Genomic DNA, 16,883 nt, shown 5'->3' with positions numbered 1-16,883 from the left:
GAGCAATCTGCGAGGAACTTCGTGTTTCTCAGCAGCGCTGCGTTTTCAGCAGCAGAGAAGCGAGATTATGAACCGTGTTTCGCAGCTCGTCAACAACTTTTTACACTACATCGTTGCGACTGCGGGGTTCAACTTCCAGGCCAGCCGCGCGCCCAAGACTGCAGCACACCACCGGCTTCGCTTCCCTCTCCCGCGCTGCGTTTCCGTTAGCGCGAAAGAGGCGTGATTCTAAGCACCCGCCCTCATCCACGCAAGCCCTTTGTGAAAATATTTTGAGAAAGCCCCCGTGCGCTGGCGCGCACGGGGGCTGGCCTCACGACGAGCCGCGCGTCGCCACGCGATCAACCCTCTATTGGTGTGACGTATGCCTCACGTCCCTCTATATATACGGACGCGGAACGGGCAAGGAATCCGGTGCTGTCGAGTATCATGCCGCGACCGAACCACGCACTCATATCCACGATGGACAGCACGACTCAACCCGGCGACGCCGACCTTCGCGACGAATATGCAGCGCTCCGCGAGCGCGCCATCATCCTGGAAGAACAGGCTCCGCCGCTTCTGCAACGCATCTCGGATGTATTACCGCGAATCAGTGGCGAATCCGAACTGGCCGACGAGCACCGCGAACGGCTCGTCGGCGCGCGCAACGCGGCAATGGTCTCGATCGAAAATTATCAACAGGCGATTCCCTTCCTGCAGACTGCCGACTCGATCATCGAGCAACTGGATAAGACGCCCGAGCGTGACGAAGACATCGAGTGGCGCGAATCGCTGCTGCAACGGCTCGACGAACTGATCGACGTCGCAGTCGTGATGATCGACGACGCCGAAGGCTACTTCGAACAGGCGCAAGCCTGTGACCTGTCCAGCGTGCCGAAAGCCATCCTCGAGGATTGAATAACGCAGCCCGGGATCGCATAGCGCACCGGCCTAACGCCGTGTGCGCCAGCCATTCCGATGCTTGCCGGCCGGCAATCGCAGCCTGACACCTTCGCCGGCACACCAGCCGCGCCCCTCCCGAAAAAGCTCACCTTTTTGCTACGCGCCTCGCCCGAGCCGCGCGACACGACTACGGTGCGTCGAGAGCGATCGTCTCGTTCACGATCGGCACGCGGATATATCCGCCCTCCGTATCGCCATACGCGTGCGCATTCCCGTCGATGACGTATTGCGCGGTCAACGCGCACAGGGTCGCGTCTCGCGCATCGACGGACTTCAGCGTCGATACATCGATCCCCAGTCGCTCCAGCAACTGCCGGCGCTGGTTGCGTTTCTGCTTCGCCGACGCAACAGTCTTGCCCAGCATTGCGCAGGTGATCGCATAAGGATAGGTTTCGAAGCTCGCGCGCCCGCCCGCATAGCGCGCGCCGGTCAGCAGCGGATAGGCGTCCGCGAGTGCGCGGTAGACACGCTCTCCCATGAACATCCAGTCGAAGAAGCCTGTCGTGCTCGCAACTGCCTGCTCCCGTGACGGCGTCGGAAAGCATGAGATCCGTTCGCGCGCGAGCGCCTGTTCCGCCGCCCGGCGCCCGCTCCCCGTCCACCACACGCTCGGTGCGTCGACACCGACGGCCACGACGTCATGGGCGAGACACAGCGCAGGCACCGCCTCGGGCGCGATCCGTTCCTCGCGGCAAACGACAGTTGGTCCGCGCAGGATCACGAGATCGCATTGCTTCTTTTCGCCACCCACATCGACACCCGCCACGGCCAGCGATTGCCGCGCGGATCCAGCGGATCGGGCCGATCGCATGCGGGCGCCTCAGTCCGCCGGCCGTGCGTCGTAGGCGGTGTCGAAGATCGCTTCGAGACCGGGATGCACGCCGCGCATCGGGTCGACGACCGACTTCGCCCAGTCGAAGTACGCCTGCTTGCGCTCGAGCGGCCAGTCCGCGGGCGGATGCCGCGCGATGTCGCGCAGGTTGCAGATCTTGTCGGCCAGCTTCACGAGCTTCGCACGCCGACTGATGGTCGCCGCATGCTCGACCTGCAGGCGTTTGCGCTCTTCCTTCGGCAACGACTTGTCGTCGGTGACTTCCATCACGATGTCCGCCACGTCCTTGCCGAACAGCCGCAGCAGCTCCTGCTCGGTCGTCTCCGTATCCTCGACCGTGTCGTGCAGCACGGCCGCGACGATCACCCGCTCGTCCTCGACGCCGGCCTCGTTGGCCAGCACGTCGGCGAGCGCGATCGGATGATTGATGTACGGCGACGCTTCTTCGTCCTTGCGCCGCTGATTGCGATGCTTGTCCGCCGCGAACGCGATGGCAGCTACCAGCTTTTTCATATTCCCCCCTCGTATGGCCAGACCCGCGACCGGCAGAACCGGTCGCGCGCATTTCGGAACCGCACATACTACCTGCACGCGATGACCGCGCCCGTGCGCCGGCATCCCGGCACACCCCGCATCACGCACTCACCGGCGCGCGCTGCAGCTCGACCACGTTGACCTGCGCACCGAATACGTCCCGCACGAGCGGCAGCAGGTGGTCGTGGTGCGTCAGGAACAGCACCTGGGTTCGCGTCGACAGATCGCGCAGCGCGTCGAGGCCGGCCTTCGCGCGCGCGTCGTCGAAGTTGATGAACAGATCGTCGGCCACGAACGGCAGCGCGGTCCGGCTGCCGAGCTGCAGTTCCAGTGCCGCGATCCGCAGCGCGAGAAACAACTGGTCACGCGTGCCTTCGCTCAACCCGGCAACCTCGACCGATGCGCCCTTCGTCCGCCGTGCATACAGGGCGGGCGGCGTCCGTTCGGTATCGACGGTCAGCCGCGAGAATTCGCCGAGCGTGAGCCCGGCGAAGATTTCGCCCGCGCGCCTGAGCATCGGCCCCTGCTTCTGGTCGCGATAGCGATCCGTCGCCCACTTCAGCAACCGGCTTGCGGTGGCCGCTTCCAGATACTGTTCGGCTGCATCGCCCATCGCCGCCAGCGCTTCCTGCCGTTTCGACTCGGCAACGGCCGCGCTCGCCTGGCCGTCGATCGCGCCGAACGCCTGATCGGCCACGACCTGCTGCTGTGAAAGCTCGTTGAGCCGCTTGCCGACATCGGCGAGCGATTGCTTCACCGCTTCGAGGTGCGCAGGTACGTCGACGATGTCCTGCTCCGCGACCTCGGCTTCGACGGCGGAGCGGGACAGGCCGTCGCCGTCGCGCACCAGTGCCTCGTGCGCGGCATCGACCGCCTGCCGGAGCTGGCGCTGCCGGTCCGAGCGTTCGGCCAGCGGCAGCGCGGCATCGATCGACACGACACCGGCCAGTTGCAGCAGCGGCTGGACGCGTGCCTCGGCACCGGCCACCGCGGCGGCGGCATCCGCGACCTTGCCGTCGGTCTGCCGCACGGCCTCGTCGGCCCGATCGATCGCACGCGCGATTTCCCTGGCGGCGGCGAGGCGCATCGTCAGCCGGCGCGCGACGTCCGGCCAGTCGCCGCTCGTCAGCCATTCCGGCGCGAGCGCTGCGGCAAGCCGCCGTGCGCCCGCCTCGAGCGCGGCCAGTTCCGCACGGATCGCGACGATCCGGTTGCGCGGCGCGTCGGCATCGGCCAGTTCGGCCGTCACGGCGTTGGCAAGCGCGAGCGCACCTTCCGCCGCGGCCAGCGTCGCCGCGCTCGTGGAAAGCTTCGCGTCGGCCAGCGCGTCGCGCCATTGCGCGTGCCACGCGTCGTAGGCCGCCTGCGCGTGGCTTGCCCGCGATTGCGCCGTCGCGCATCCGCGTTCGGCTTCCCGCGCGCGCTCCTCGAGACTGTCCTGCTGCGCGAGCGCTTTCTCGGCCGACTGTACGAAGGCCTCGGCGGTCGCGACGAGCGCTGCCAGACCGTCCGACTCGCCACCTCGCGACACGGTACGCAGCGCCGTGCGCAACGCGGCTTCGGCACCGGCCCGCGCGGCGCGAATCGTGTCGAATTCGCGACGCTGGCGATCGAGATCGGCCTGCGCGGCGAACACTATGTCGCGCTTCGCCAGCCAGTCGCCCATCGCCGCCAGCGGCATGCCGGGCACCGCGGCCGTCGTCGCGAGCGCGGCCCATGCGTCGCGATGCGCGGCGAGCTCACGCTCGCGCTCGTCCAGCGCGGCCTGCCTGCGCGCCACGCCCGCACGCGCGGATTCGACCTGCTGACGCAGCGACTGCAACGTCGCCGCTGCCTGCGTCGCGCCCAACTGCGCGTCGACGAGTTCGTCCGCAAGGCGAATTGCATCGTCGAGCGCGGGTGCGCCCGTTGCGAGATCGATCGCGCCGCTGCGGATATCGCCCCACGCGCCGTCGCGCCGCGCACGCGCTGCCAGCACGTCGGCGGTCGTGACGACCTTGTGGTTCTCCGCGAAGTGCTTCTCCTGCAGTTCGAGCCGCTCGAGCTCTTCGAGCGCGCCGTCCCGTGCGTCGCGTGCGGCAGCGGCCGCGCTCGCGCGTTCGCTGTCTTCCTTCAGCAGCGCGCCGAGCCGTGCCACCGACGGCACGTCGAGCGCGCGCAGCGTGTCGACCGGCATGCGCCACCGGCCAAGCGCATCGAGTGCGCCGGACAGTGTGCGTTCGGCGGCAGCGATTTCCTGTTCGAGCGCCTGCTCGCGCTGGCCGCTGTTGCGAAAGCCCTGCGCATCGGCCAGCGCCGCGCGCAACGTTTCCGGCACATCGACGGTCGACAGGCGCGCCTGTTGTTCCTGCACCTGTGCAAGCTCGCGCGTGCGTTCGTCGAGCGATTCGCGCGCGCCGGCCAGCGCCTGGTGCAGCGCGCCGTGTTCGCGCAACAGGTTGGCCACGGTCTTCAGCGACAGCGCCGTCGGCAGCGACGCACGCAACGACGCTTCGTCCGTCGGCCAGTCGAGCTGGGCAGCCGCGGCGAACGCGGCGGACAGGTGCCGCTCGACGTCCGCACCCAGCAGCAGCAGATCCTGCGCGTGATTCATGCACGCGCCGCGCAGCCGATCGAGCGCCTCGATGTCGGCTTCGAGCGCCAGCGTGTCAGCGTCGGCGTCGATCGCATCGCGTGCCTGCCGTTTCGCGAGCAGGTCGGCACGCCGTTCCTCGAGCACCTTCTGTTCGGCCGCGAGATCGCCCTGCGCCTTCAACAGATCCGCATACGCGGTGGGCGGCAACTCGACGACCGCGCCCAGTTCCGCGAGCGCCGCGTCCTTGACCGTCAGCTCCTTGAGGTACGGCGCCAGCCGTCGCACGCGCTCGAGCTTCGAGCGCAGCGCTTCGAGCCGGCGCTGTTCCGCGCGCGCCTGCTCGATCTGCTGTTCGACCGCTTCGCGCGCGTCCTTGCGTTCGACCCAGTCGCGCGTGCGCACCTGAACCGTCTTCAGTTCGGTCACGGCTTCGTTGAACGACGTTTCGGCGAGCGCAAACGCGCTGCCGCTGCGACGCGGCGCCCACAGCTCGACCGCACGCGCATCGAGCTCCTCGCGCACCGGCCCGAGACTGCCGACTCCGGCGGCCGATTCGAACAGCACCTGGCCGAGCTTGTCGGATGCGTCGAGAATGCTCCGGCCGCCGGCGACCAGACGCCCGTGATCGAGCCCGAACATCTGCTCGAAGAACTCGCGCGTGGCGCCGTCGAGAACGGCGGCCAGGTAATCGTCGGGCAACCTGTCGTCGGCGGGCGTGCGCAGCGGACTGCGCCCACGGGCGCGGTGGAACGCGAGTTCGCCCGTGCCGCTCTCCAGCACGCCGCCGATTCGCAGTTCCGGTGTGCTGTGCAGGAAATCGAGCGGCGTCTGCAACTTCATCCCGAACAGCAGCTCCGACACGGCCGTGCGGATCGTCGACTTGCCGGCCTCGTTCGGCCCCACGATCACATGGAAATCCTCGCCGGCCGACGGAAAACGCAGCGTCTCGTCGGTGAACTTGCCGTACTTGATCAGATCGAGCTGATTGATCCGCATCGATTACTCCCCCCTCGCCAGCCGCGCAAGCAACGCGGGCCCGACCTGCTCGACGAGTGCCGTGAACTCGCCCGCGCGTGCCATCGCCAACAACGGCACCTCTTCCTTCACGTCGCTGCGCACCTTGCCGACGAACGGCTTCAGGTCGCGTTCGAGCAACTCGAGGAAATCCGGATCGCGCGCGGCGTCGGCCAGGATCTGCTTCAGGTCCTCGAGCGCTTCGAGCTGCTCGCTTTCGCCCGGCTGATGATCGGCCGCCGACGTCGCGAGCCGGACCTTCTCGAGCCACAGCCGCTCGTTGCCGATGATGCCGATCTGGTTCAGCACCTCCGCGCGCAACTGCGGCGCGCGGCCGAAAAAGAGGCCGTGGGCGGGCGTACGCCCCGCAACCGTCACGCGCACCGCGCGCGGCACATGGCCGTCGACGGTCAGCAGCGCTTCCAGCGACTGGCCGATCTTTCTCGACAGGTCGGCGACGGTCAGGCAATCGGACGCGTCGACCGACACGGCTTCCCAGCGAAGCACGTCGAGATACAGACGCTCGACCTGCGTGCGGCCTTGCTCGACCGTCACGAGCACCGCGCCGCGGCGGCCCGTCTCGCGGATGTGGCGCCCCTGCAGGTTGCCGGGAAACACCACGGTGGACGGCCCCGACCATTGCTGGAATTCGTGCACGTGGCCGAGCGCCCAGTAGTCGTAGCCTTTCGCGTGGAGTTCGGCCAGCGTGCACGGCGCATAGTTCGCGTGCGCTGCATAGCCTTCGAGCGCCGTATGCAGCACGCCGATGTTGTAGTAACCGGGCACCGGGTCCGGATAGCCGATCGCGAGATTGTCGACGACGGCCTTGTCCTTGAAGCTCTGCCCGTGCAGCGCGACTTCGAATTCCGGCAGCCTGAAGGTTTCCGGCTTGCGGTGGCCGAACACCGTGACGTTGTCGGGCAGCGTCAGCTTCTTCGTCATCTCGCTTTCGGCATCGTGGTTGCCGCCGAGCACGAACGCGCGGATGCCGGCCTTGCGCAGGCGCCCCATCTGCTGGCCGAAGAAGATGCCCGTGTTGTGATCCTTCCAGTCGCCGTCGTACAGGTCGCCGGCAATCACGAGGAACGCGACTTCCTCTTCGACCGCACGATCCACGAGTTGCCGCAGCGCCTCGCGCGACGCGTTGCGCAACTGCGCGGCCGGCGCGTCGGGATACGCGCTCAGGCCGTGCAACGGGCTGTCAAGGTGTATGTCTGCCGCGTGGATGAACTTCACGAAGAATCCTCTGTTTCATGACGATAAAGCCGGCGATCGCCGCGCGATGCCGTGAGCCGGGCCATCAGTCGCAATCCTGGTAGCCGCCGGGTTCGCCGCAACGGATACAGCGGAACATATACGCGGTCGGTGAACCGTCCTTGTCGAGTGCGGCAAGGAAATGCTCCCAGTCCGCGCCCTCGTCGAGTCCGGTCGATTCCCGAATCGACGCGACTGCCTGCGGGCCGAGCGCGCGCAGTTCTCCGGCACCCGCACGGCCGATGAACTGCGCGGCATCGCCGCAATGCGTCCACCACCGCTCCTGCTGCCAACCCTGAAAGCCCGGCGTGCGACAAGCGATTTCGCTGACGACCGCGTCGGGCACTTCGTCCCATTCGCCGCCGCCGATGCCGTCCGTGTCGGTGAAGGTTGCGCCGAGCCGCGCGTGCGCCGAACCGTCGGCGATGCACCATGGGCAGATGCAATTCTCATACTCGTCGACCGCATACACGGGGCCGGCGTAGACGTAACCACGTGCATCGCCGCAACACACGCAGCGCGCGTCGGAGCGGATCACGCTGCCCGTTGCCAGCGGGTCGGGATGGTACCTGAAAGCGGGTAACGACATGACGCTCTCCGTGGAGCCGGAAGGGAGGAAAGCACGCGATGCGAATTCGAATCGCCATCGTGCCACGGAATGACCGTGTTACTGCGGTACCTCGGTCTCGACAAACGTGCCGTTCACGAAACGATAAACGCGATGCAGCGCGCCGCCGTGCGCGACATATTCCCACCGGATGTCGATGGCGGCCGGATCGTCGCGCCACGCGATCGCCAGGTAAGGCGACTGAGTTCCACCGTCGGTTTCGAGAGAAACGGAATCGAGACAGCTTTGGACCGGCAGCGAGAAACGTGGCACCGCACGGGTGCCGCGCAGCTCCAGCACGTATAGCGACCCTTCTTCGCCCGCGCCGCAATATCCGGTCGGACGGCTGCTCGACGAGCGATTGACGACGACCAGCAGATAGTCGTTGCCGTCGATCCGCTTCGAACGGCCCGACGGGAACGCAACGCTCGATGCCTCGGCCAATGCACGGCGCAGCGCAGCCGGCACGATCAGTGCCGATTTCGTGTGACGGACCGCATCGACTTCGAACAGCCTCGGGCTCGCCCATTCGATCTGGTGACCGTTGGCGAGCCGCACCGATTCCGGCGCCGGCGTTTCGGCGAATGCGACGGCGGCATTCGAGGCCAGCAGCGCCAGCGCCGCGAGCTTCAATGCAATCGACGATCTCATCGGGCCGATCCATGCTCGCAAGAATCGAGCAGGACCGTCGTGAATTCCGTCGCATGCGCCGGCATGCCGCTCGGGCCGCGGCGACCCAGGATCGCCGCGCGTGCATCGTTCGCCGCGACGTGCGCGGCCGATCCACAACGCAACGTCACTCGCCGCGCGGCACCGGCGGCGGAGCATAGCCGTTGTCATTGCCGGGGAACGGATTCGCGTTGCGGCGCAGCGCTTCCTCTTCATTCTCCTTCTGCGCGAACAGCGCGACGCCGATCACGCCGACGTTCGCCGAATCGCCGTACTTCGAGTTCGCGACGTAGCTGTCGGGCACCGCCGCGAAGCGGAACGCGGCGACTTCGTCGCGGCTCTTGCGGAAGCCCTCGATCGTCAGCGTGCGGCCCGGATACAGCACGTAACCGCCATTCGTGTAGCTGCCCGGCCGCCCCGACAGCACGTCGAGCCCGTCGACGGTCGACACGACTTCGAACGTACGGCGCCCCTGGTTGCGCAGCACGATCATGTAGCGCGAACCTTCGACGCCCGCCATGTGCCAGCGGCCGTTGCTGCGCGCAAGACGCAGCGGCGCCCCATTTTCGTCCGTAAACGACAGCGCGATGTCGCCGTTGGCGAGCGCGACGCGGGTCGGCAACCGGCGAACCTGGGACGCGGGCGGATGTCCGGGCAACGCATCGTTGTAATAGACCGACGCGAGATCCGTCGGCTTCGCCGGATCCGCGCGTTCGAAATCGACCTGGCGGGTTTCGGATCGCACCGACTCGCCCCACGCGGTGCCGAGCCCGCGGCGTTCGCTGGCATCCGGCGCGGCGGCGGACGCAGCGGTGCTGGCGGACGGCGGGGGCGGCGCTGCGCAGGCGGCCAGCCAGAGCGCACAGGCGAGCGCGAGAAGACGGAACAGGATGGTCATGACGTGAGGCCTCGGAATGTTATCGGGCCGCGCCGGACTGGCCGGAACGGCGTTTTGGTGTCGTCTGTCGTCACGATGTCGATCGGACATGCTGGCCCGTGTCGGCCGGCACCGCGATCCCGGCGGCCCGGCGATCGGGAGCCCCGCTATTTAAGCATGGCGGGCGGGCAATGGGCAGGGGGCGCGCACACCGCCCGTTGCGGGCACGTGCCGGCGGCCCCACGCAAAGGCGTGCATACGGGGCGCGCGCCGGATCGGTGGCGAACGTCGACGCATCGCCGTATCGAGGATGCGTTGAACGGCGCGCCGAACGCGCCAATAGAAAAGCCCGGCCCGCATCGAAGCGGGCCGGGCCTTGACGGGAAGCGTGACGCTTACAGCGCGCCGCCTTGCGCGGACGCCGAACCCTTCACACCGACCGATGCGCCGCCCTGCACCGCGTTCGTCGCACCTTCGAGCGCCTCACCGGCCTTCGCCTTCGCGCCGCCGGCGACATCGCCTGCCGTCGACACCGCGCCTTGCGCGTGGTTCTTCGCCGTGCCCGCGACATGCTTCACGTGCGATTTCGTCGAGTGGACGGCCGATGCGGCGGCATCCTTCGCCGTGCCCGCTGCCGAACCGACCGCATGCGTCGCACCGCCCACCGCGTTGCCGGCCGCCGAGCCCACGCCGCCGACCGTCTTGCCGACGCCGTTCAGCGCGCCGCCGACGACGTTGCCCGCGCCCGAACCCGAGCCTGCCGCGTTCGCGCCGGCGCCGGCCTGCACACCCACGCCACCGCCGAGCAGCGGCGTCTGAACCTGCGCGCCGACACCCGCGGAACCCTGGGCGCCGGTTTGCGCCGTCTGTGCGAACGCAGCCGAAGTCGCCGCTGCCGTCAGTGCAGCACCCACCAGAATCGTACGGATCTTGTTCATGGTCATTCTCCCCAAAGACGTTGTTGCTGCGGGCCGCCTTCGTGCGGCTTGTCGCATGCCTCGCCGCGACGTGCGGCAGGTGGAGCTAATGTAGCGGCGCGATCGTGCAAAACGATTGATTTGCGGGGACTGTTACTTCGGTTGCAAATGCTGACGATTGATTCACACAGTTTGACAATCGGGCGATTGCAGCGGGATCGGGACGGTGTAGTCCGGCGGACAGGGAAAAGCTGGAGGCGTGTCGCGCGGCGCATTCCGCGACGGAGACAAGGCCGATCGCCACGGATCGGAACCAGACAGGCGAAACGGCCGGAAGCGACCGGAAACGGCTAGCAGGGAAACCGGCCGCTTCTATAAGCACTCCAAAGGACGCTCGTCGGCCAGCCGTCGGTGCGGCCTGACAACCGGCTCCTCGCGATCAGCTCGATGTCGTCGGACACGCACGCCGCCACGCCGGCATGCCCCGACGCGCCGAACGCGAGCTTGAAAGCCTTTTCCCTCAGCGCATCCACGGCCGGCCGGTCGAGCGCTGCGCCCGGATCACCGTCGATTTCGTCGAACGACGCCATCCACTGCGCGTCGAACGGCTCGGCGTCGCGACTGTCCAGCGCGCGGTCGCAATCCAGGTCGGCGAGGAAATCGAAAAAGCCCGGCGCCGACAGGATGGCGTCCATTTCAAGCAGATGCGCATGCATCATTGCGGTTCCTTCACGATGCACGGCCCCGATCGCCCGTCGGCCAATACGGGCAGATCGGGGCCGCACGCGTACCGTCCGATTATGGCCGGAACGTATCGCCGAGCACGACGCCTTCACGCCGCGGATCGGTGCCGCCCTGCAACGCGGGCGACTGGCCGACCGTCACGCGCATCACCGTGTTGACGCCGCTCGCCTGCGCGGACGTCGACACCTTGTGCCCGAGCTCGAGCAGCCCCGTGATCAGCGGATCGTTCGCCCCGTTGTTCGCCGTGTTGACGTTCGGATGCTCGCCGCCGATCGTGGTCGTCGGGCTGTTGCTCGCGCCGAAGTCGACGAGCCCCGCGGACTGCTGCGCATCGAGGCCCCAGTCGAGCGCGCCGACGAGCGTCTTGACCACGTATTGCGGAATCGTGCCGCCGCCCGGTGAACCGGTCGCCATCACGAAGTCCCCGCGCGAGCCGTCCGCGGCCTGGCCGAACACGATCGTCGGCGCCATCGAACTGCGCGGCCGCTTGCCCGGCTGCAGGCGGTTGGCCACCGGATTGCCCGAACTGTCGACCGGGTTCGCGGAAAAATCGGTCAACTGGTTGTTCAGCAGGAAGCCGTTGGTCATGTGGAACGAGCCCATGCTCGACTCGACCGTGGTCGTCGCGCTCAGCACGTTGCCGTCGCCGTCGACGATCGTGAACTGGTTCGTGCCGTGCTCGATCAACGTCGTGTCGACCCCGAGCGGCACCGCACCGAGATTGCCCGGCTGCGCGGTCCCCATGCTCTTGGCCGGGTCGATCAGCGCCGCACGCGATTTCAGGTACGGCTTGTTCAGCAGCGTATTCCACGTGCCGCCCGGCAGCGGCACGAAATCCGTGTCGGCCACGTACTTGTCGCGGTCGGCATACGCGAGCCGCTCGGCCTCGGTGATCAGGTGCACGCCCGCGACGGTCGGCTTGCCGCCTTCGAGATCGATCGCCGTCGGCTTCAGCGACTTCAGGTCGTAGTTCTCGAGAATGCCGAGTGCCGACGCGACCGCGATGCCGCCCGACGACGGCGGCGGCATCCCGCACACCCAGTAGCTGCGATAGGTCGTGCACACCGGGTCGCGGCGCTTCGCCTGGTAGGCAGCCAGATCCGCGACGGTCGTCTTGCCCGGCGTGAGCGTCGAGCCATCGGCGCCCTTCGTCGTGGCGATCTTCGCGACGATGTCCTGCGCGATCTGCCCCGTGTACAGCGCGTTCGCCCCCGACTGCGCCATCAGCGTCAGCGTGCGCGCATACGCCGGATTCTTCAGCACGGTGCCGAGCGTCTTCGGCGAACCGTCGGCGTTCAGGAAATACGCGGCGGCCTCGGGGTCGCGCTTCAGGTTCGCGGCGTTCGCCGCGATCGCGTCGGCGAGCCGGCCGCCGATCGGGAAGCCGTTGGTCGCGAGCGTGATCGCATCGCCGAACAGGTTCTGCCACGGCAGCCGGCCGTGATCCTGCTGCAGCGCCTCGATGAGCCTCGGCACACCGATCGTGCCGATCGAGCGGCCGCTCGCACGCGCATTCGGCAGCGGCGCGGAGTGGTCGGTCGCATCGTCGACATAGCGCAGGTAGTTCTCCGTCGCGGCGGCCGGCGCGGTTTCCCGGCCGTCATACGCCTGCAGCGTCTTGCCCCGCGCATCGTAGTAGAGCAGCACACCGCCCGAGCCGAGGCCCGTCGCTTCGGGCACGGTCAGCCCGAGCACGGCCTGCACGGCGACCGCCGCGTCGGCGGCCGTGCCGCCTTTCTTCAGCACCGCGCAACCGGCCGCGCTCGCGTAGGCGTTCGACGTGGCGACCAGATACGTTTTCGCATGGACGGGCTTCATCCCGGTGCGATAACCGGACGACGCTTCCGGCAGTGACGGGTCGCCCGGCTGGTTCGACCCGACCACGACAGTCGAGCCGCTGTTGTCGATTGCGAGACAACTCGTGTCGGCCGTGGGTGTCGTCGTAGCGCCCGCGTCGGTTTCGATGTCGTTGCCGCCGCAGGCCGACATCATGGCGGCCGCGAGCAACGCGGACGCATACGGAAAGATCGCTGTTCTGTTCATTGTCTGCCGATGTTCTTGTCAGTCGTTGCGAGGGACATCACGCTGCCTGCGACCCCCTCGGTGCGCCGACAACGCGTTCGATAGTCCCATGAACAATTTTTTTTCCGCAATAAGGGAATGAAGTAATGCAGTCGGACGTTGCACGCACAACGTCACGACCGCACGCGCGCGGGTACGCGTGTTGCACTGCATCGCAGTGCGATGCGCTCGCGTGGCCGCTGTCGTTATCGCGCTGCCCGGCGGCGCTTGCCGGCCGTCCGGCCGTCCTGCGCGAAACCGTGTTCCATCGCTTCGATCGCATCGGAGAAGAACTCGAGGAACATCGTCATGGCGACAGTCGCGCTCATGTCCGCCCGTTGGTAGATGCAGCTGAACGAGCGCGCGCCCGCATCGGCAAGCGGCGTCCACGCGAGCCGGCCGGCAGCCACGTCGTCCGCGACGTTCTCGGCGATCAGGAAGCCGACGCCCGCGCCTTCGGCCGCGAGGCGCCGCACCATCGGCACCGAACCCGTCTCGACCAGCGGCCGCACGCTGCGCGGCTGCCGCGCATCGATCTGGTCGAACATCGCGCGCAGTTCCGTGTCGGGTGTCATCAGGATCAGCGGATACGCGAAGCAGTCGCGCATCCGCACCTTTCCGCCTGACGCCGCGAGCGGATGGCCGGGCGTCGTGACGACACCCAGCGGCTGGGCGAACGCCCGCACCTCGACGACGCCCGCCGACGTGCGCCGGCGCAACGCATAGCCGATGTCGGCCTCGCCCGTCTCGACCCAGCGCACGATGCTTTCGCCGTTTCCCGAGCGCACGCTGTACGTGACGCCCGGATAGCGCTGCATCGCGGCGAGGATCGCGTCGGGCACGAGCTTTTCCGCGGTCGATGCGGGCACCGCCAGGTTCACGTGGCCACGCCGCAGCGCGCGCAGGTCCTCGACCTGCGTGAGCGCGTTGTCGAAGTCGCGCTGGCCGCGCCGCACGGCCGCGATCACGATCTCGCCGGCAAGCGTCAGCTGCATGCCGCGCGGCAGCCGGTCGAACAGCGGCACGCCGACCTGCTCCTCGAGATTGCGGATCTGCTGGTGCACCGCCGCGGCGGTCAGGTGCAGCGCGTCGGCCGCCTTGCGAATCGAGCCGCGTCGCGCGACTTCGTCGAAACAGCGGAATGCCTGCGATATCGAACGCATGAGTGATCCGTTAGTTTTTTCCGAACAGGCCGTCAAGAATAATCCGATTTTACTGATCGCCCGGATCGTCTAGATTGCGCTGCATCCCCGTGTCCGATTCGAATGGAGAGCGCAGTGACAACCGTCGACCAGATTACCCAGCGCCGCCGTGGCGTCGGCCTCATCGCCCACGATCCCGCACTGTCCGCGGGCGGCTATACGCTCATCGCGCCGCAGACGGCCGACGGCAACGTCTATCTCGTCGGCATCGACGGTGAAGTCGCGCACCAGTGGAAGATGCCCGTGCGCCCCGGCCGCCATGCGGTCATCCTCGCGAACGGCAACCTCGGCTACAACGGCAATCATCCGCACTCCGAATCGCGCTATGCGCCGTGGTCGATGTGGCATGGCGGCGACTTCTACGAAGTCACGCCGCAAGGCGAAACTGTGTGGCGCTACGAGGACCCCGCGCATCATCACGACGCGCAGTGGCTGCCGAACGGCAACCTGCTGTACGCCGCGTGCGAACCGGTCGACGCCGCGTTCGCGCGGCGCGTGCCGGGCGGCACGCCGCACGGCGACGACGAAGTGATGTATGCGGACGTGATCCGCGAAGTGAACCGAGCCGGGGAGATCGTGTGGGAATGGCGTGCGCGCGAACACCTGCGACCCGAGGATTTCCCGATCGCGGCGGGCTTCGGGCGCTATCACTGGCCGCTCGTCAACGGCCTCGCGGTCGACGCGAACGGCCGCGTGCTGATGAGCCTGCGCACGACGTCGGGCATCATCGGCGTGAACCGCGAAACCGGCCGCGTCAACCTGCGGATCGGGCCCGACGTCGTGTCGCACCAGCACGCGCCGGTGCCGCTCGCGAACGGCAACATCCTCGCGTTCGACAACGGCAATTTCCGCCACGGCGCACACGTCGTGTTCTCGCGCGTCGTCGAGATCGATCCGGCGACGCAGCGCGTCGTGTGGTCGTATGCGGACGACGTCGTGAACCTGTTCTACACGCCGTTCATGGGCAACGCGCAGCGCTTGCCGAACGGCAACACGCACGTCACCGAATCGTCGACTGGCCGCCTGTTCGAAGTGACGCCCGCCGGCGAGGTCGTCTGGGAATACGTGATTCCGTGGTTCGCCGAATACCCGGACGAAGCCGCGCGCAAGACCGGGCCGGGACAGCTCAACAGCGTGTTCCAGACGTTCCGCTACAGCGCCGCGCAACTGCCCTGGCTGCGGGCCTGACCTTGCCGTTTACCGCCGGTTTCCGGCGCTCGTCGCCGTTCGCTTCCGAGGGGCCTGCCGTGTCGCACGATCCGATCCCAACGCCCGTCGACGCACGGCTGCCCGCGTGGCAGCTCGCGCTGTTCGGGCTGCAGCACGTGCTGTCGATGGCCGCGTCCCCGATCACGGCCGTGTTCCTGATCGCAAAAGTGCTCGCGCTGCCGGCGGACCTGACGGTCCAGCTGATCGGCGCGACGTTCTTCGCCTGCGGGATCGGCACGCTGCTGCAATCGCTCGGCGCCGGCCCGATCGGCGCGCGCATGCCGTTCGTGATGGTGCCCGGCGGCGCACCGACGATGCTGTTCGCCGGCATTGCCGCGCAATCGGGCCTGCCGACCGCCGCCGGCGCGGCGCTGCTCGCCAGCGCGTTCTACTGGGTGCTGCTGCCCGTCTTCACGCGTTGCCTGCGGCTCTTTCCGCGCATCGTCGTCGGCGCGATGCTGCTGCTCGTGTCGATCAACCTGATCCGGATCTACGCGACGATCGTCGTCGGCCAGCCCGGTTCGGCCGACTTCGCGCAGCCGCGCGCGCTCGGTCTCGCGCTGGCGACGATCGTCGCCACGGTCGTCGTCGCGGGTGCGTTCCGCGGCACGCTCGGGCGCCTCGCGGTGCTGATCGGCCTGATGGCCGGCGCAACGCTCGGCTGGGCGCTCGATGCGATGCCGGCGCTCGCCGACGTGTGGCGCGGCCCGCTGTTCACGCATCCGGTATGGCTGCCGTTCGGGATGCCGCGCTTCGACGTGCTGGCCGCGCTGCCGCTGCTGATCTTCACCGCGATCTCGATGGCCGAGGCCACCGCGCAGACGGTCGCCGTCGGCGAAACGTGCGGCAAGCCGATCTCGCTGTCGCGCGACGTGCCGAAGACGATACGCGGCGATGGGCTGGCGTCGCTCGCCGGCGCGCTGTTCGGCACGCCGCTGATCGTGACCAGCGCCGAGAATATCGGCGTCGTGCAGACAACCGGCGTGCGCTCGCGCTACGTGACGGCCGCGGCCGGCGCGATCCTGATCGTCATCGCGCTGTTCGCGCCGCTCGCGCGGCTCGCTTATGCGATACCTGCCGCGGTGGTCGGCGGCACCGCGCTCGTCGTGTTCGCGATGATCGGCGTGATGGGCATCCGGCTGCTCGCCGGCGTCGACCTGCACGCGCGCGCCAACCAGTACACGCTCGCGGCCGCGCTCGTCGTCGGCCTTGCACCGATCCTGGTGCCGAACCTGTATCGCCATTTCAGCTCACCCGTGCAGATCGTGCTCGGCAACGGCATGGCGGCCGGCACGCTCGCGGCCATCGCGACGCAACTGGCGTTCGCCGCATTTGCGCGGCTCAGTGGACAGGCAAGCGCGACAGCGGTTGCGGCTTCTTCGCCTTCGCGCGACGGTTGATGGTGGCGGCTGGTGACGTTGCGCGGTGCCGCATGCCAGCCAC

15 protein-coding genes are annotated in these 16,883 nt (G+C 67.9%); 4 read left to right on the top strand and 11 right to left on the bottom strand.

The genetic code is table 11. The features are described from left to right. Nucleotides 1-226, top strand: a 226-nt coding sequence (locus tag DPV79_RS43150) for a hypothetical protein (RefSeq protein WP_208866777.1), incomplete at its 5' end; no start/stop codon positions are given. A gap of 236 nt (nt 227-462) precedes the next feature. Then, complete coding sequence (locus tag DPV79_RS39235; protein ID WP_165843631.1) at nt 463-900, top strand: ATPase; 438 nt, start codon at nt 463-465, stop codon at nt 898-900. Nucleotides 901-1,072: 172 nt separating this feature from the next. Here DPV79_RS39235 and DPV79_RS39230 read toward each other — a convergent pair whose 3' ends face one another. The 11 genes from DPV79_RS39230 to DPV79_RS39180 all read right to left on the bottom strand — a co-directional run bounded on the left by DPV79_RS39230 (nt 1,073) and on the right by DPV79_RS39180 (nt 14,192). Beyond that, on the bottom strand, nt 1,073-1,756 hold the full coding sequence (locus DPV79_RS39230) for a DUF429 domain-containing protein (protein WP_060156992.1): 684 nt from the start codon (nt 1,754-1,756) through the stop codon (nt 1,073-1,075). A gap of 9 nt (nt 1,757-1,765) precedes the next feature. Beyond that, the gene (locus DPV79_RS39225) at nt 1,766-2,290 is read right to left on the bottom strand and encodes an HD domain-containing protein (RefSeq protein WP_043185438.1); all 525 of its coding nucleotides are present in this window, start codon (nt 2,288-2,290) and stop codon (nt 1,766-1,768) included. Between the two features lie 121 nt (nt 2,291-2,411). Further along, nucleotides 2,412-5,882, bottom strand: coding sequence for an ATP-binding protein (locus DPV79_RS39220; protein ID WP_113047951.1), 3,471 nt, complete (start codon nt 5,880-5,882; stop codon nt 2,412-2,414). Between the two features lie 3 nt (nt 5,883-5,885). Beyond that, a complete protein-coding gene (locus tag DPV79_RS39215; protein WP_113047950.1) occupies nt 5,886-7,136 on the bottom strand; it encodes a metallophosphoesterase family protein in 1,251 nt (416 codons plus the stop codon). A 64-nt stretch (nt 7,137-7,200) separates the two neighbouring features. Further along, the gene (locus DPV79_RS39210; RefSeq protein WP_113047949.1) at nt 7,201-7,743 is read right to left on the bottom strand and encodes a CbrC family protein; all 543 of its coding nucleotides are present in this window, start codon (nt 7,741-7,743) and stop codon (nt 7,201-7,203) included. Nucleotides 7,744-7,821: 78 nt separating this feature from the next. Continuing rightward, the gene (locus DPV79_RS39205; protein ID WP_060088572.1) at nt 7,822-8,412 is read right to left on the bottom strand and encodes a hypothetical protein; all 591 of its coding nucleotides are present in this window, start codon (nt 8,410-8,412) and stop codon (nt 7,822-7,824) included. A 145-nt stretch (nt 8,413-8,557) separates the two neighbouring features. After that, nucleotides 8,558-9,328, bottom strand: a complete 771-nt coding sequence (locus DPV79_RS39200) for a hypothetical protein (RefSeq protein WP_113047948.1) — start codon at nt 9,326-9,328, stop codon at nt 8,558-8,560. A gap of 374 nt (nt 9,329-9,702) precedes the next feature. Next, the gene (locus tag DPV79_RS39195) at nt 9,703-10,245 is read right to left on the bottom strand and encodes a hypothetical protein (RefSeq protein WP_113047947.1); all 543 of its coding nucleotides are present in this window, start codon (nt 10,243-10,245) and stop codon (nt 9,703-9,705) included. 329 nt (nt 10,246-10,574) lie between these two features. Beyond that, nucleotides 10,575-10,940, bottom strand: coding sequence for a hypothetical protein (locus DPV79_RS39190; RefSeq protein ID WP_244321888.1), 366 nt, complete (start codon nt 10,938-10,940; stop codon nt 10,575-10,577). Between the two features lie 82 nt (nt 10,941-11,022). Further along, nucleotides 11,023-13,011 (bottom strand): gamma-glutamyltransferase family protein, encoded by a 1,989-nt coding sequence (locus tag DPV79_RS39185; RefSeq protein WP_113047946.1) that lies wholly within the window; start codon nt 13,009-13,011, stop codon nt 11,023-11,025. A gap of 224 nt (nt 13,012-13,235) precedes the next feature. Beyond that, entirely contained in the window at nt 13,236-14,192 is a 957-nt protein-coding gene (locus DPV79_RS39180; RefSeq protein ID WP_060377181.1) for a LysR family transcriptional regulator, read from the bottom strand. Between the two features lie 102 nt (nt 14,193-14,294). Here DPV79_RS39180 and DPV79_RS39175 point away from each other — a divergent pair, with 102 nt between their 5' ends. Both DPV79_RS39175 and DPV79_RS39170 read left to right on the top strand, forming a co-directional pair. Beyond that, nucleotides 14,295-15,419: an aryl-sulfate sulfotransferase gene (locus tag DPV79_RS39175; RefSeq protein WP_113047945.1), complete on the top strand. Its 1,125-nt coding sequence runs from the start codon at nt 14,295-14,297 to the stop codon at nt 15,417-15,419. Nucleotides 15,420-15,478: 59 nt separating this feature from the next. Further along, the gene (locus DPV79_RS39170; RefSeq protein ID WP_113047944.1) at nt 15,479-16,840 is read left to right on the top strand and encodes a uracil-xanthine permease family protein; all 1,362 of its coding nucleotides are present in this window, start codon (nt 15,479-15,481) and stop codon (nt 16,838-16,840) included. Nucleotides 16,841-16,883: the final 43 nt, after the last annotated feature.

The organism is Burkholderia reimsis (assembly GCF_003294055.1).
In the GTDB taxonomy this organism is placed as follows: Bacteria; Pseudomonadota; Gammaproteobacteria; order Burkholderiales; family Burkholderiaceae; genus Burkholderia; species Burkholderia cepacia.
This window is presented reverse-complemented; position numbering and strand designations above follow the sequence as displayed.